Source organism: Caulobacter sp. RHG1, from assembly GCF_013181195.1.
Taxonomy (GTDB): Bacteria; Pseudomonadota; Alphaproteobacteria; order Caulobacterales; family Caulobacteraceae; genus Caulobacter.
On the sequence record NZ_SMZP01000003.1, the window covers coordinates 1 to 15,146 of the forward strand.

The 15,146-nt window shown below is 69.2% G+C and carries 12 protein-coding genes; 3 read left to right on the top strand and 9 right to left on the bottom strand.

From position 1 onward, the window contains the following. Nucleotides 1-261 precede the first annotated feature (261 nt). The 5 genes from E1H18_RS07730 to E1H18_RS07750 are packed head-to-tail and all read right to left on the bottom strand — an operon-like array spanning nt 262 to nt 8,087. The gene (locus E1H18_RS07730) at nt 262-1,869 is read right to left on the bottom strand and encodes a M20/M25/M40 family metallo-hydrolase (RefSeq protein WP_172265774.1); all 1,608 of its coding nucleotides are present in this window, start codon (nt 1,867-1,869) and stop codon (nt 262-264) included. After that, complete coding sequence (locus E1H18_RS07735) at nt 1,866-3,188, bottom strand: CapA family protein (protein ID WP_172265777.1); 1,323 nt, start codon at nt 3,186-3,188, stop codon at nt 1,866-1,868. The genes E1H18_RS07730 and E1H18_RS07735 overlap by 4 nt, the downstream gene beginning before the upstream one ends. Further along, nucleotides 3,176-4,879 carry a peptidase M61 gene (locus tag E1H18_RS07740; RefSeq protein ID WP_172265780.1) on the bottom strand — a complete coding sequence of 568 codons (1,704 nt, stop codon included), beginning with the start codon at nt 4,877-4,879 and terminating at the stop codon, nt 3,176-3,178. Before E1H18_RS07740 ends, E1H18_RS07735 begins: the two co-directional genes overlap by 13 nt. Further along, the gene (locus tag E1H18_RS07745) at nt 4,876-5,820 is read right to left on the bottom strand and encodes an ornithine cyclodeaminase family protein (RefSeq protein ID WP_172265783.1); all 945 of its coding nucleotides are present in this window, start codon (nt 5,818-5,820) and stop codon (nt 4,876-4,878) included. Before E1H18_RS07745 ends, E1H18_RS07740 begins: the two co-directional genes overlap by 4 nt. A gap of 2 nt (nt 5,821-5,822) precedes the next feature. Then, a complete protein-coding gene (locus tag E1H18_RS07750; protein WP_172265786.1) occupies nt 5,823-8,087 on the bottom strand; it encodes a TonB-dependent receptor in 2,265 nt (754 codons plus the stop codon). Between the two features lie 276 nt (nt 8,088-8,363). On the opposite strand from E1H18_RS07750, the gene E1H18_RS07755 reads away from it, so the two are divergent. Then, nucleotides 8,364-9,041, top strand: coding sequence for a PAS domain-containing protein (locus tag E1H18_RS07755; RefSeq protein WP_172265789.1), 678 nt, complete (start codon nt 8,364-8,366; stop codon nt 9,039-9,041). 9 nt (nt 9,042-9,050) lie between these two features. Here E1H18_RS07755 and E1H18_RS07760 read toward each other — a convergent pair whose 3' ends face one another. From E1H18_RS07760 to E1H18_RS07770, 3 genes are all read right to left on the bottom strand, one after another. Continuing rightward, nucleotides 9,051-9,767, bottom strand: a complete 717-nt coding sequence (locus E1H18_RS07760; RefSeq protein ID WP_370526455.1) for a FadR/GntR family transcriptional regulator — start codon at nt 9,765-9,767, stop codon at nt 9,051-9,053. An 86-nt stretch (nt 9,768-9,853) separates the two neighbouring features. Next, nucleotides 9,854-10,759, bottom strand: coding sequence for a 2-dehydro-3-deoxygalactonokinase (locus E1H18_RS07765; protein WP_172265795.1), 906 nt, complete (start codon nt 10,757-10,759; stop codon nt 9,854-9,856). After that, nucleotides 10,759-11,385, bottom strand: coding sequence for a 2-dehydro-3-deoxy-6-phosphogalactonate aldolase (locus E1H18_RS07770; protein WP_172265799.1), 627 nt, complete (start codon nt 11,383-11,385; stop codon nt 10,759-10,761). Before E1H18_RS07770 ends, E1H18_RS07765 begins: the two co-directional genes overlap by 1 nt. Before the next feature lie 215 nt (nt 11,386-11,600). Here E1H18_RS07770 and dgoD point away from each other — a divergent pair, with 215 nt between their 5' ends. Together dgoD and E1H18_RS07780 are read left to right on the top strand one after the other, a co-directional pair. After that, the gene (dgoD, locus tag E1H18_RS07775; protein ID WP_172265802.1) at nt 11,601-12,785 is read left to right on the top strand and encodes a galactonate dehydratase; all 1,185 of its coding nucleotides are present in this window, start codon (nt 11,601-11,603) and stop codon (nt 12,783-12,785) included. After that, nucleotides 12,779-13,522: an SDR family NAD(P)-dependent oxidoreductase gene (locus tag E1H18_RS07780; RefSeq protein WP_172265805.1), complete on the top strand. Its 744-nt coding sequence runs from the start codon at nt 12,779-12,781 to the stop codon at nt 13,520-13,522. The genes dgoD and E1H18_RS07780 overlap by 7 nt, the downstream gene beginning before the upstream one ends. A 134-nt stretch (nt 13,523-13,656) precedes the next feature. On the opposite strand, the gene glpK is transcribed toward E1H18_RS07780, so the two are convergent. Beyond that, nucleotides 13,657-15,144, bottom strand: coding sequence for a glycerol kinase GlpK (gene glpK / locus E1H18_RS07785; RefSeq protein WP_172265808.1), 1,488 nt, complete (start codon nt 15,142-15,144; stop codon nt 13,657-13,659). Between the last annotated feature and the right edge of the window lie 2 nt (nt 15,145-15,146).

Consider the following 15,146-nt stretch of genomic DNA (forward strand, 5'->3'; position numbering starts at 1 on the left):
ATGGTGTCTTCAAGAGACCGCATTCGTCAGCGTCATTTGGTGAACCTAAAGTCCACCGCCAGAGCGCCGCCGCCTGCGTTTCTCTTTCCAAATCAACAATGTCAAAGACCCGAAACCCCTCCAGAAGCTCCGGAGGCCGTTCCGTCCGGCGGAGATGTCCGCGGCGGAGGCGGCTATTTAGACGACCCCTGAGATTAGTCAAACGCAATTTTCGGGGCCGGACGATTTTTCTCGAATTTTCTTCCCGGAAGGCAGCCGCCGCTAGCCCGTAAGGCCTTGGCGGGGCGCGCGTTCGGCGGCGTTTGCGCTGTTGGCCAGGAAGATCGCCAGGACCGTGGCCGCCTGCGCCAGGTCGCCTGGCGAGAGGCGCTCCAGCGTATCGAGGTTCGTGTGGTGCGCTCGGCTGTCGTAGTCGAGCGGGTCCTGCAGGAACGAGATCCCCGGCAGACCGATCTCGGTGAAGGTCGACTGGTCGGCAGGCCAGTGCGGACCATCATAGACCGCCAGCACGCCGAGATCCTTCAGCGGCGCGATCCAGTCGCGATAGAGCGCCGCCAGGACCGGATTGCCGCCGGTGAACACGCCCCGGATCCGACCCGAGCCGCCATCCAGGTTGAAGGCCGCCGAGAAGTCCTCGTACTCGAGCCCCTTGCGCAGCGGGCCGGCCTTGGCGCGACGCCCCTCGACCGGAAGGGCCAGCTGCTCGGGCGCGGTCGAGCGCGGGATATGGCCGAGGCGCTGGCGGGCATAGGCCTCGGAGCCGTACAGCCCCTGCTCCTCGCCGCCATAGAGCACGATGCGGATCGTGCGGCGGGGCGTAAAGTTCAGCGCGCGGAGGATGCGGACCGCTTCCAGCGTCGCGGCGACGCCGGCGCCGTTGTCGGCGGCGCCCGCACCGGCCGCCCAGCTGTCCAGATGGGCGCCGGCCAGCACGACCTGGGCCTTCAATCTCGGATCGGTCCCCGGGATCTCGGCCACGACGTTGTAGCCAGGCTCGGCGGGGTCGCCCTCTTCGGTGACGATCTCCATCTGCAGGCGGACGGCGCCGGCCTGAGACTGACGCCAGCAGCGGGCATAGCCCTCGCCCGACAGGTACAGCACCGGAAAGGCCGGACGCTCGGTCGCTAGCCAGGGCCGGCCGCCCAGTTCGCCGCCGTCGACGGTCATGACGCCGGGATGGGCGCCGCCGGAGACCACCGCCGCCAGCGCGCCCTCGGCGGCCAGGAACGCGTTGCGGCGCGCCTTGAACAGCCCTTCCCGCCCCTGGCGAACGCGGCGCTCGGCGACGGTGCGATAGTAGGCGCGCACCGCCTCGGCGGCGTCGCCCCGGATGACCTCTTCATCGGTGTAGCGGACGACGGCGCGCCCATCCGCGCCGGGGGCCGGCGGCGGGCCGAGCAGAACCACCTTGCCGGCCAGCTTGCCCTGGGCGCGTTGGAGATCCTCGTCGGTCGCCAACGGCAGGGCGATCACGTCGCCTTCGATCACCCCGTTCGTCGCCACCGACCAGGGGGCGGCCTGGACGACGAACGGGGCTCCGTCCGGCGCGGTCGTTCGAGCCCAAGCTCGGATCTGTCGCCAGGACAGTCCGAACGGGCCGATCGGCTCGAGCCTGGGGTCGCTCAACCCCAGTTCGCGCAACCGCGCCAGCGACCAGTCATAGGCCCGCCGCATGCCCGGCGAGCCCATCAGTCGAGATCCCACGCCATCGACGAGGCCGGCGGCGTAGGTCATCGCCTGGCCGCGCTTCAGTCCCTCGTCTCGGATGGCCTCATACAGCGCCAGGTCGGGTCCTGACCGCGCCCAGGCTGGACGGGCCAGCGCCAGAGCGCCGAGGCCGGCGAGCGCCTGTCGCCGCGCGAGCCTCATTCCGCCCCGACGCGGATCACGCCGACGTCGCCCTCGATGTCGATGCGCGTTCCGAACTGGACCGAGGCCGCCTGGATGCGCTTCAGCACGCGCTGCGCCTCCTCATGAGTCGGCGCGCGCGGCGTCCCGAGCAGGCGATCATCTTCAAGGTTCTGGACGAAGGGGTGGATGCGGATCGTCGCCGCCCGGCCGTCCCTGTACTCGCTGACCGCCACGGCCCCGTCGTACCAGGCCTCCGGCAGGGTGAAGCCGCGGAACTGGCGGTTCTTGTCGCCGACCTGGAACATCAGGCTGCCCATGCCGTAGAAGATCGGCCGGCCCCTGTAGATCTCGACGCCCAGCAGGGCGTGCGGCCCGTGGCGGACGATGGCGTCGGCGCCGGCGTCGATCAGTTCGTGGAACAGCGGCTGCATGTAGTCGGCAGGACGCACGTCCTCGGGATCGGACGAGGCCGTCTCGTGGGCGTGGATCGAGAACATCACCAGATCGGCCTTGCCGCGCGCCTCCTTGACGCTGGCCAGGGCCGCAGCGCGATCGGCGGCGTCGAGGTCGTAGGCGAGGCCCGCTTGCTTCGCGACACGGAAGGTCGTCTTGCCGATGGTCAGCTCTTCGCCCGTCCTGGCGGCGCTGAACACTTCAGGGTTCTTTGCAGCGTCGGGCGTCTCGGAACGGGCGGCGATGGCGCGCAGGGTCTGCATCTGCTCGGGCGTGACCCGTTGCAGCTCGCGGGAGCGGAGCGGAGCCAGGCCCGGCCGGGCGCGAAAGCCGCGGCCAGGATTGGCGTCGGCGGCGATCGAGAGGTCGGTATAGGTGCCGGCGAACGAAACCAGGCCCACCACGCCCTTCGCCGTGGCGGCATAGGCCGGCGCCTGCGCCGCGGTCAGGCTGTCGCCCGTCCCCGCATGGGCGATCCCGGCGGCGTTCAGCGATTTCTGGGTCTCGACCAAACCTTCGACGCCGAAGTCGGTGGCGTGGTTGTTGGCCAGGGACATCAATTTGAAGCCCATGGCCCTCAGGTCGAAGGCGACGACCGCGTCATTGATCGGCGTACCGCCGCCGTTCTGAGCCGCGGGCCAGCCGTCGAACTTGTCGAGGTCGAAGATCGAACCTTCCTGGTTGCCGAACGCGACGTCCGCGCCCGACAGCAGCGTCCGGATCCGCTGGGTTCCCGCATCGCCAAGGCCGGTGATCGGCTTCTCGGGGCCGATCAGGTCGCCGGTCACGGCCAGGGTGAAGCCGTTCCCGACGCGGGCCGGCGCCTGGGCGGCGGCGGAGGCGGCGACCGAGGTCGCCAGCAGGGCGGCGATCAGTAGACGCATTTCAGGCGCTCCGTCCCCGGCTTGCGCGCCCATTGATAGACCGAGGTCGCCTCGCCGCGCGGCAGGTAGGTCAGCGGGAAGGTCTTGCCATCGCGCGTCACCTTCAGAGTCAGGGTCTGGTCCGGATCGCCCTGCACGGCGTCCATCGCGACGGCGTAGGTGACGATATCGCCGTCCTTGAGACCGGCCTTGGCGGCTTCGGAGTCAACCATCAGCCCACGGATCGTCTTGGTCGTGCCGACCAGCGACTTGGGCTCGAAGCCCAGCTCGAAGCGGCGAACCTGGGCGGTCGTGCGGGTGAAGCAGGGCCCGAAATCGTCGGACTCGGGCAACATCAGCGCGCCGGCCATCATGCCTGCGTGCAGCTTGCGGCCATCCTCGCCAAGCTCGCGCACGACCAGCGCGATCCAGGCGGCGTCATCGGCCTTCTGGCCGGCGGCGAAGCGCTGATTCATCTCCAGCACCAGGTCGTCGACCGAGCGCTTGCCGCCCGTGGCCTTGCGGATGCGGCCGTCCAGAACCGCGAAATACAGGCCGCCACGGTCGTAGGGCAGCACGCGGATGCGGGTGTCTTCCCAGAAGCGCGGCGCGATCTCCGCGTCGGGCGTGTCGTTAAGGGGGTTGGCGTAGTAGCGGCGCGCCGTCTCGTTCAGGTCGTCCAGGAATTCCTGCGGCGACAGCAGGCCGGCGCGGAACGGCAGCAGGCCCTGATAGTGGACCGCCACGCCCTCGCCGTACCATTGGCCGGCGTCGGAGTCGGTCCAGGTATGGATCATCTCGTGGGCCAGGGTGCCCTTCAGGCTCTCGCCCTTGGTGTCGGCGCCGTACGTGGTGAGGAACGAGCGGGTCAGGGCCGTGCCGCCGCCAGCGTTGATCGGGTTATAGCGCAGGAAGACCCGATAGGGCGGGACGGTCTTGTCCTGGAAGAAGCCGCTCATCCAGCCGTGCAACCGGTTGGTCCAGGCCATCAGGGGGGCGGGATCGAACGGCGGCGTTCCCATCCAGGCCGACGAGAAGCCGGTCTCGGACACCAGGGCCGGTTCGCGCTTCATCGGTCCGGCCATGAACACGGTGGACGCCAGCTGGCTGGCCGGTCCGTCCGGCAGGGCGACGTCGCCCTCGCCGAAGCTGGAGGTAGCGGTCGAGCCCTTTGGCAAGTCGCGAAGATCCCAGCGCAGGGTGATCTTCCGTGCGGTCGTCTCGACCGGTTGCAGGACGAAGGTGTTGCCGACGCCGGAGACGCCGCCGCCCTCGGTGCGCAGGGCGTAGGGCGGGCCCGAGCCGCGCGTGGGCGGGGTGTTGTCGACCGGGGCCAGATAGCGGACCACGACCGGCCCCTGCGTCGCGCGACCAGCCAGCCAATGGCGCGACCAGACCAGGCCCGTGGCCGGATCGTCCTTGACCGTCAACGGGATCGGGCCTGCGTCGTCGGTGGCCGTCAGATCCGTCAGGGTGGAGGCCACCGTGGCGGTGTTGGCGATGACCATCGGCAAGGTCAGCAGCGGCGCCCCGGCGCTCGCGGGCAGCTCGGAGAAGCGCAGCTCGACCGCCAGGGCGCCCTGCCCCCTGGCCTCGTCCATGCGGCCGGGCTTGAGCGCCACCGCCAGAGATGGCTCGGCCAGGGCGGCCGCGCCTGGCGCGGTCAGGACGAACGCGACCGCCAGGCCGCCGAGGATCATGGGAAGGGTCATCGCAACTGCTCGTAGAGATAGGCCGCCGCCGCCAAGTCCTGCACGGCGTGGCCGATCGATTTGTACACGGTGATGTCGGAAGTCGCCTGCCGTCCAGGCCGGGTCCCGGCGAAAACCTCGCCGATCTCGGTAATGGCGTCATCGGGGTCGACAAGGCCGTCGGCGATGGCGCGCAGGAACTCGCCGGCGCCGGTTCGGGCCGACTCCCGGCTCTCGACGACGTAGCGGCCGACCGCAACGATCGCCGCGTCCGCTTCGGCGGCCGAAGCGAGGCTGGCGCCGACGAGGTTGACGTGCGCCCCCGGCGACAGCCAGTCGGCGAACAGCACCGGCTCGACCGCGCCCGTGAGCGTGCAGACGATCTGGGCGCTGGCCACCGCTTCCTGCGGATCGGCGACGGCCGTGACGGAGAGCCCCGCCTTCCGACTCATCATCGCGCCGAAGGCCTGGGCCCGCTCGAACGAACGCCCCCATACCCGAACCTCTCGCAGCGGCCGGACACGCGCCAGCGCCTCGATATGGGCGCCGGCCTGATGACCATAGCCGAGGATCGTCAGCCGTTCGGCGTCGGGCGCAGCCAGAACGTCGGTCGCCGCCGCGGTGGCGGCGGCGGTGCGGATCAGGGTGATGGCGCTGGCGTCCGCGACGCAGATCACCTGGCCGTCGCCGGCGTCGAACAGCACGACGACGCCCAGGTGAGCGCTGCGGCCAGGCTGGTCTGCGTCATCGAAGACACTGACCAGCTTGGCGCCGAAGTAGCCGTCCTGCAGCAGCGCGCCGGGCATCTGGCCGAACAGACGTCCCGCGCCGATCGGGATGATCGAGCGCGGGAGCTGCCTCGTCTCGCCGGCGGACAGGGCGATCATCGCCCGCCGCACCGCAGTCCTGCAGCCGTCCAGATCAAGACGTTGCAGAACCGCGGCTTCGTCGAGAACCACCATGCCTAGAAGCTGCGGGTCACATTGACGCCCATGGTGCGCGGCTGCAGGAAGATGGCCTGCGGCGCGCTGGTGGCGCCCCGGGTGGTGGCCTCCACGACGCCGCGCTTGTCGCCCACGTTCTTGATGTAGGCGGAGAAACGCCAGTCGTCGCTGTAGATCCCGGCCCGCAGGTCGACGGTCGTGTACGACGGCATCTTCAGACGGACGCCATAGGCCTTGTTGGCCACCGGGTCGGCGATCGGCAGGAGGTTGGAGAATTCGGCGTAGCGATTGCCGACATAGGCCAGACTGCTGCCGACATAGGCCGAATAGGTCTCGCCGATCGCCCAATTGTACTCGGCCGACAGGCTGCCCGACAGCTTGGCCGAGCCCGGCAGGCGGTCGCCCTTGGAACCGTAGATCCGCGCCGCGCCGACCGGCGGGTTCAGGCCGTCCGTCAGCTTGGCGTCCAGATAGGTCCCGGCCGCTTCGAGGGCCAGCCCCCGCACCGGCGCCCAGCGGGTCGACAGCTCGACGCCGCGGCTGCGAGCGGTCGAGCCGTTGGTGTAGTAGGTCAGTTGCGAGGTGGTGTCGGTGGTCAGCAGCTGGATATCGTCCCAGTCGATCTGGAACACCGCCGCTTCATAGGTCGCCTTCAGACCCGGCAGCGCGCCCTTCAGGCCGGCCTCGTAGCTGGTCACCGTATCGGACTTGAACGACAGCGGAATGCTGCCCAGGCCCGCGCTGTTGGGACCGCCCGGGCGATAGCCGGTGGCGATCCGCAGATAGGCCATGGTGTCGGGCGAGATCTTGTAGCGCGGGGTGACCAGCCAGGTGAAGGCATTGTCCGACGACTTGGTCAGCGGCTCCGACGACGGGGGGAACGCGAACCGGATCGGCTGGACCGACGTGGTCACGGCGCTGCTTTCCTGGTCGTTCGACGAGTAGCGCGCGCCGACCTGCACGTCGAACTGCGGCGTGAAGTGGTAGGTGGCGTCGGCGAAGATCGCCTTTTCCTCGAACTTGGCCGGCGCCAGGGAGGTGTAGGCCTCCAGCGAGGCCGGACGCAGGATCAGCCTCTGGTCCACCGAGATCGTCTCGCGGGTGTAGAAGCCGCCGACCAGCCATTCCAGCGCGCCGTCCGACTTGGAGGCCAGACGGACTTCCTGGCTGAATTTCTCGGTCTTGTCGGCGTTGATCAGCGAGATGGTGCTGCCCGCCGGAGCCGCGAGGGCCGAGAGCGCGAAGCCGAAGGTGTTGGTCTGGTCGAGGTCGGACGCGGACTCCACCTCATTCCAGGCGCTGACCGAGGTCAGGTCGGCGAAGCCCAGGTCCAGATTGACCCGGCCCTGATAGAGCTTGAAGTCCACCTCGCGCTTGCTGGGCGCGATGCTCAGCTTCAAGTCGCCGAAGAATGGCGTGAAGTTTGTCTCGCCCTGGAACGCGCCCGTGCCGCACGATTGGCAGATGCGGATCTGCGGGCTGCCGTAGAAGTTCGACTTCTGCCGCATGGCCGACAGGTCAATGCTGAGCGCGTCGATCGGCGTGATCAGCAGCGCGGCGCGGCCGCCCTTGACGCGGTTCTTGTTGACGTCGCCCCGCTCGGCGCCCGTCCGGATGTTGTCCAGGTAAGCCGGATCGCGGCGCTTGAAGCCGCTGACGCGCAGGGCGACCTTGTCGCGGAAGATCGGCACATTGACTGCACCGCGCACAGAATAGCCTTCGCCGCCCTCGGCGACGGTATTGCCGCCTACGTCGATGCGACCGCTGAAGTTGCGGGCGTCGGGCGCGACGGTCACGTACTTGACCAGGCCGCCCAGGCTGGACGCGCCGTACAACGTGCCCTGCGGGCCGCGCAGCACTTCGACGCGCTGCAGATCGGACGGATCGATGTCGATCAGCGGCGACTGGGCCGAGGAAGCGCCAGAGGTCAACGGCGTGTCGTCCAGAGTGAAGGCCACGGTTGCGGCGGTGCCGCCGCCAGTCGTGACGCCCCGAATGGCCACGCCGTTGGCGCGCTGCTCGGTGCCGCCGCCGCTGATCGAGACGCCGGGTACGCGGTTATAGAAATCGCGGAACTGGACCAGATTCTGCTGCACCAGGCTCTCGCTGGACACCGCGGCGACCGAGACCGGCACGTCCAGCAGCCGCTCGGACTTCTTCTGGGCGGTGACCACGATCTCGCTCATCACCGCGCCGTCGGCCTCTTGAGCGTGGACGACCGAGCCAGCCAGGAGGCATGCGCCGCCCGACCCCGCCAGCAGGAAAGCCTTCAAACCGTTACGCATCACAAACCCCCTGGGCGCGGCGGCGGCTTTTGCCGCTCACCGAGATCAATGTTCGCCGGAGCTTTGCTACAGATTGAAGACGACTTCAACAGTCTGTTGAAATTCGCAATGAAATGTTGAGATGCTTGAATTTTCGCATGAAATTCTGGCTCTTGCTGTCCAAATGGCGGGCAACTCACCCCGTGAGCGCTTGACAGCGAGACCGTATTTACCGCCGCCCATAGCCGCGATATCAACGTCTTGTTGAATTTTCTTCCGCTGAAAGACCGAACGCCCGTGCAAGACGAACAGGCCCTGCTGGGCGTCCTCCAGGCCGTGGCTAAGGCTCTGGAATGCACCGTCAACCAGCACACCGAGGTGGTGGTCCACGATCTGCGGCAGCCGGAGTCCTCGATCATCGAGATCGTCAACGGCCACGTCAGCGGCCGTCATGTCGGCTCGGCGATCATCGCCGGCCCCGCCGAGGACAAGGCCTTCGACACCCTGGTCGCCAGCAAGGCCGCCGCCGAGCCGAACGAGGTGCGCGTCGTGGCCAACTACACCTCCAAGGCCAGCGACGGTCGCGCGCTGCGCTCCTCCTCGGTGGTGCTGTTCGACGCCGAGGGGACGCCAGCCGCGGCGCTGTGCATGAACGTCGACATGGGCGCGATCGACCGCATTCAGCGCGAGATCCAGAGCGCCCTGATCCCGATGGCCTTGCCGCCCCTGCCCGCGCCGCGCGCCGAGACCAATATCGAGGACCTGATCGAGGAGATCATCGCTTCGGCCCTCGAGGGCGCCGGCGTGCCGGTCGAGCGCATGTCCAAGGCCGAGAAGAAGGACGCCGTCTCGATCATGCACGAGCGCGGCCTGTTCGTGATCCGCGGCTCGGTCGAGCGCGTCGCCGCCCGCCTGGGCGTGACCAAGTTCACGATCTACAACTATCTCGACGAGATCGGCGCCAAACGCTCTTAGGGCGACCGATCAGCCCTCGCCTTCGACCTCGGTCGCTTCCTGGATCAGCTCCATGACGTCGGCGATCAGCTCGCGCATCGTCGCCGCGGCGGTGACGTCGTCGCGGGCGATGATGGCGTCCATCACCGCCTTGTGCGCCGGCAAGCTGGCGCTGCGGCCGCGATAGCGGTTGGTGAACTGGATCGAGGTCTGCAGGGCCGTGGCCACCACGTCGCGGAACTGGGCGTAGAACGGATTGCCCGACGCCTCCAGGATCGAGACGTGGAAGGCGATGTCCGAGGTCAGCGGGTTGTCGGCGCCGGCCTCGGCGGCCTCCATCCGCGCGAAGCCGCGCTGGATCAGGGCGATGCCGGCCGGGCTGGCGGCTTGAGCGGCGAGCGCCGCGGCGCCGGGCTCGATGCTCAGGCGCAGCTCGGTGAACTGGCGCAGCAGGCTCAGCGAGAACTTGCGTTCCAGCAGCCAGCGCAGCACGTCGGTGTCGAACCAGTTCCAGGCCGACGGCGGAGTGATGATCGTGCCCTGGCGCGGACGCGCGGTCAGCAGGCCCTTGGCGGCCAACATCTTGACCGCCTCGCGCGTCACCGAACGGCTGACCGCGTGTTCCTTGGAAAGCTCGGCCTCGATTGGGAACGGCTTGTCGTCATAAGCGCCCGTGACGATCATGCGGCCCAGCACGTCCAGCAGCCCGAAGGTCAGGTTGCGTCCCAGCGCCGAACGGGAATCCAACGGATCGGTGGCTCTCATGAGTCACTGCTGTCAAATTTGCCTGCTGCCCGCAACAGATAGTTACTTCCGGCCAAGGACTTGCCCCATCAAGACCGATTTGCCGCGAACAGGCGCAGCCCCGCCAGGACGCAAGCCTCCCCGCTCAGGGTTTCGCTGACCACCGAGCCCGCGGCCAAGGCGGGCGAATAGCGCGCCGCCAGCGCGGCCGCGCCGATGACGGTCACAGCGCGCGTGTCGGCGCCGCGCAGGGCCTCGGCGACTTCCGATCCGATCAGCAGACCGGACAGATAGCCCTGCGCCCAGGCGCCGGAACGGCCCGCGCGAAGCTGGGCGCTGCGCGCCTCGAACAGCGCGGCGATCGGATGGCCCTCCTGAGCGCGCGCCAAGCCCTGATCGAAGCCGGCGGCGCTCTCGTCGGCGTTCTCGGCGCGATCCGCCCCCATCAGCAGGCTGGAGCGCTCGGTCAGCAGGGCGAAGAGCTCGCCGGTCAGGAAGGTCTGGAAGCCCAGCACCCGGCCGTCACGGACCCGGGCCCACTTGCTGTGGGTGCCGGGCAGGACGAACCAGCGCTCGCCTTGCGCCAAGTCGGGCCGCAGCGCCATAGCGCCGAAGATCTGGGCTTCCTCGCCGCGCATGACGTCGGGCGCGCCGTTTGCAGCCGTTCCCGCCAGGCCAGGCGCGACGCGGATGTCCAGACCATCCAGCGCCAGCTCGGCCGCCTGGACGAGCCAGGCCGCAGCGTCGGCGGGACATTCCGCATACGGCGCTTCGATCACGCCGCTGCGCGAGCCGGCCATGCCGCAAAGGATCACGCGCTTCAGATCGTGCTCGGCGCGCCACGGCGCCAGGGCCTGCAGCAGGGTCTCGGCGGGCGAGGCCGTCAGGGCGCCAATGCCCGGGCCGTCGGTCTCGGCCAGCTTGGCGTCGCCGTCGAACAGCGAGAGGCGCAAACGGCTGGTGCCCCAATCGCCGAAGACGATGAGATCGCCCATCAGGTCGAGGCCTTCCACGCCGCGACGAAGGCCTCGGCGGCTACGCCGACCTGGGCTGCGGTCTGGCCGGGCTTGTAGAGCGCCGAGCCCAGGCCGAAGCCGTTGGCCCCGGCCGCGCGCCAGGCCGCCAGGTTGCGCGGATCCACGCCGCCGACAGGAAACACCGGCACGGCGGGCGGCAGCACGGCCTTGATCGCCTTCAGCGTCGCAGGACCGGCGGTCTCGGCGGGGAACAGCTTCAGGGCGTCAGCCCCGGCGTCGATGGCCGCGAAGGCCTCGGTCGGCGTGAAGAAGGCCGGGAACGAGATCAGGCCGGCGGCCTTGGTCGCGGCGATCACGTCGGGATTGCTGTTGGGCGAGATGATGATCTGACCGCCGGCGTCGGCGACCTCCTGGACGGCGCGCGGCGACAGCACCGTGCCGGCCCCGACGATGGCGCGGTCGCCCAGGGCGTCGCGCAGGCGGCGAATGCTGTCCAGCGGCTGGGGCGAGTTCAGCGGCACCTCCAGGCAGCGGAAGCCGGCGGCGACCAGGGCTTCGCCGACCTCGACCGCCTCATCAGGCTTGAGGCCGCGCAGGATCGCCACCAGCGGCAGGGTCTCGAGCACCGAGGTCCAGGTCGTCATGGCGTCTTAAGTCTCCGAGTGGCGCGTTCGCCGCAAACTAACGTCGCTCGCGACCTTCTGTCCATATTGACCTATTAATATGATAAAAAGTTTGACGATGTCGCGCCTCCCGGCATAGCTAGGTCTGACGTCCGGCGCAGACCGGGCACAGCTATGATCGGGAGTTTTTCGATGCGGTTTCGTCCCCGCTGCGCCAGCAATTCGGCGGTTCGTCCATGACGGGGGCGCGTTTCGGAGACCTCGACGTCGGCGCCGGCCCGACCCGTATCGCCAAGATCGAGACCTTCCGGGTCCCGCCGCGCTGGCTGTTCGTCCGCGTCGAGACCCATGACGGCGCCATTGGCTGGGGCGAAGCCAGCCTGGAAGGCCATGCCGAGGCCGTGGACGGGGCGTTCGCCTCGCTGCGCGAACGCTTCATCGGCGCCGACGCCAACAATATCGAGGACGTCTGGCAGGTCGCCTATCGCGCCGGCTTCTACCGCGGCGGTCCGGTGCTGATGTCGGCCCTGTCGGGCCTGGACCAGGCGCTGTGGGACCTGAAGGGCAAGCGGCTGGGCGTGCCGGTCTGGCAACTGCTGGGCGGCCAGGTTCGCGACCGCGTGCCGGTCTATGCCTGGATCGGCGGCGACCGTCCCGACGAAGTGGGCGAGGCCGCCAAGGCGCGCCTGGCCCAGGGCTTCAAGGCCGTGAAGATGAACGCCACCAGCGACGTCTGCCGCCTGGAAGGCGCGCAGGTCTTCGCCGAGGCGCTGGAGCGGGTCGAGACGGTCAAGGCCCAGGGCCTGGACGTCGGCGTCGACTTCCACGGCCGCCTGCACAAGCCGATGGCCAAGCAACTGATCGCCGCCCTGGAGCCGCTGAACCCGCTGTTCATCGAGGAGCCGCTGCTCTCGGAACATGTCGAGGCCATCGTCCAGATCTCCAAGCTGACCCACCTGCCGATCGCCTTGGGCGAGCGCCTCTACAGCCGCTGGGACTTCAAGCCGTTCCTGGAAGCGGCCGCGGTCGACATCATCCAGCCGGACCTGTCACACGCGGGCGGCCTGTCGGAATGCCGGCGCATCGCCGCCATGGCCGAGGCCTATGACGTGGGCGTCGCACCGCACTGCCCGCTGGGTCCGATGGCCCTGGCGGCCTGCTTCCAGCTGGCCGTCTCGACGCCCAACTTCGTGATCCAGGAGATGTCGCTGGGCATCCACTACAACGTGGGTCACGACCTGCTGAGCTACATGACCAATCCGGAAGTCTTCGACGTGAAGGACGGCATGGTCGCGGCGCTGCAAGGCCCCGGCCTGGGCGTCGAGATCGACGAGGCCATGGTCCGTGAGGCCGCCAAGGATGCGCCGACCTGGCGCAATCCGGTCTGGCGCGGCCAGGACGGCAGCGTGCGCGAATGGTAGCGCCTGAGTTCAAGGATCGCGGCGTCGTCATCACCGGCGCCCTGGGGGGCATCGGCTTGGCGACGGCCCGCCGCTTCGCCGCCCAAGGCGCGCGCCTGACCCTGATCGACCTGCGCGAAGACGACGGGACGGTGCGGGACGAACTGCTGGCCCTCGGGGCCGGCGGCGTGCTGTCACTGGCCTGCGACATCGGCGACGAAGCCGCCGTCGACGCGGCGGTCGAGGCGTCGATGGCCGCGCACGGCGACCTGCGGGTGGTGGTCAACGTCGCCGGCATGATGATCTTCAAGCCGATCGCCGCGTTCACCGGCGCGGAGTGGCGGCGGCTGCTGGACGTCAATCTGCTGGGCGCGGCGTTCTTCACCGCTCAGGCGCTGCGGCGGATGGGGCCGGGCGGGGCGATCGTCAACATCGCCTCGATCCACGCCCGCCAGACCAGCCCCGACATCGCCCCCTATGCGGCGGCCAAGGCGGCCCTGCTCAGCCTGACCCGCACGACCTCGATCGAGGGCCGCGAGAAGGGGATCCGCGCCAACGCCATCCTGCCCGGCGCGATCAACACCCCGATGCTGTGGGACAGCCCCAACATCAAGTCTGGCGCCGAAGTGCTGTCTCCCGGCGACGTTGGTCAGCCCGATGACATCGCAGGCCCGGTGCTGTTCCTGGCCTCGAACGACGCCCGCTTTGTCAGCGGCGCGGCGCTTGAGGTCGACGGTGGGCGGCTCGCGAAGCTGTAACTCTTAATCCGAGCTTCCCCGCGAAGGCGGGGATCCAAACTGAATCCCAGGTCTGTCGAGGGCCGTAGATCCTCCCCAAACGCCGCTTGGATCCCCGCCTTCGCGGGGAAACTCGGGTTTTTGGGGTGGAGGGCCTAAACCTCCGCCATCGAGATCACCGCGGCCACGGCCCGGCGCCAACCCTGGATGCGGGTGGGGCCGATGGCGGCGTCGGGTTGGCGGGTGAAGGCGCGGTCGCGGCGCCAGAAGTCGTCGCCGGCCTCGCCGGTCAGTCCGCGCCGCGCCAGCCAGGCCGCGCCAAGCGCAGTGGCCTCACGCACTTCCGGACGATCGATGGTCTTGTCCAGCGTGTCGGCCAGGGTCTGCAGCATCCAGTCCGAGGCGCTCATGCCGCCGTCGACGCGCAGCTTGATCGACCACTCGGCGTCGGCGTCCTCGGCCGACATCGCCTCGATCAGGTCGCGGGTCTGGAAGCACACGCTCTCCAGCGCCGCCCGGACCAGCTCGTTGGGGCCGGTGGCGCGGGTCAGGCCGAAGATCGCCCCGCGCGCATCCGGCCGCCAGTCGGGCGCGGCCAGGCCCACGAAGGCCGGCACCATATAGAGCCCGGGGTCGGCCGCCGCCGCGCGCGCCATGGCGTCGGCGTTCTCGGCCCTGGCCAGCACCCCCAGCCCGTCGCGCAGCCATTGCAGGGCCGCCCCGGCGATGAAGATCGAGCCCTCCAGCGCGTAGGTCCGCTTTCCGTCCAGTTGATAGGCGACCGTGGTCAGCAGGCGATGACGCGAGGCCACCGGCTTGTCGCCGGTATTAAGCAGCACGAAGCAGCCGGTGCCGTAGGTGGCCTTGGCCATGCCGGGCGCGAAACAGGCCTGCCCCACCAAGGCCGCCTGCTGGTCGCCGGCCACCCCGCGGATCGGGATGATAGCGCCCAGCGCCTCGGGCGCGGTCTCGCCGAAGTCGCCCGCGCTGTCGCGAACGTCCGGCAGCAGGGCGGCGGGGACACCGAACAGGTCCAGCAGGGTCTCGTCCCACTGGCCGGTATGGATGTTCAGCAGCTGGGTGCGCGAGGCGTTGGTGGCGTCGGTCGCGTGGACCTTGCCGCCGGTCAGCCGCCACAGCAGGAAGCTGTCGACCGTGCCGCAAGCCAGCTCGCCGGCCTTGGCGCGGGCTCGCGCGCCGGGGACGTTGTCGAGGATCCAGGCGATCTTGGTGGCCGAGAAATAGGGGTCGATCAGCAGGCCGGTGCGCTCGGCGATCAGCGGCTCGTGGCCGGCTGCGCGCAGGCGGTCGCAGATGTCGGTCGTGCGGCGGTCCTGCCAGACGATGGCGTTGTGGATCGCCTTGCCCGTGGCGCGGTCCCAGACCACCACCGTCTCGCGCTGGTTGGCGACGCCGATAGCGGCCACGGCGTCAGGCGCGGTTCCAGTCTTGGCCAGCACCTCGCGGGCGACGTCCAGCGCCGAGGACCACAGGTCTTCGGGATCATGCTCGACCCAGCCGGAGGCGGGGAAGTGCTGGGGGAACTCGCGCTGAGCCACGCCCAGGATCTGCAGGTCCGGCGAGAACAGGATGGCGCGCGACGAAGTCGTGCCCTGGTCGATGACGAGGATCGGCTGGGTCATCG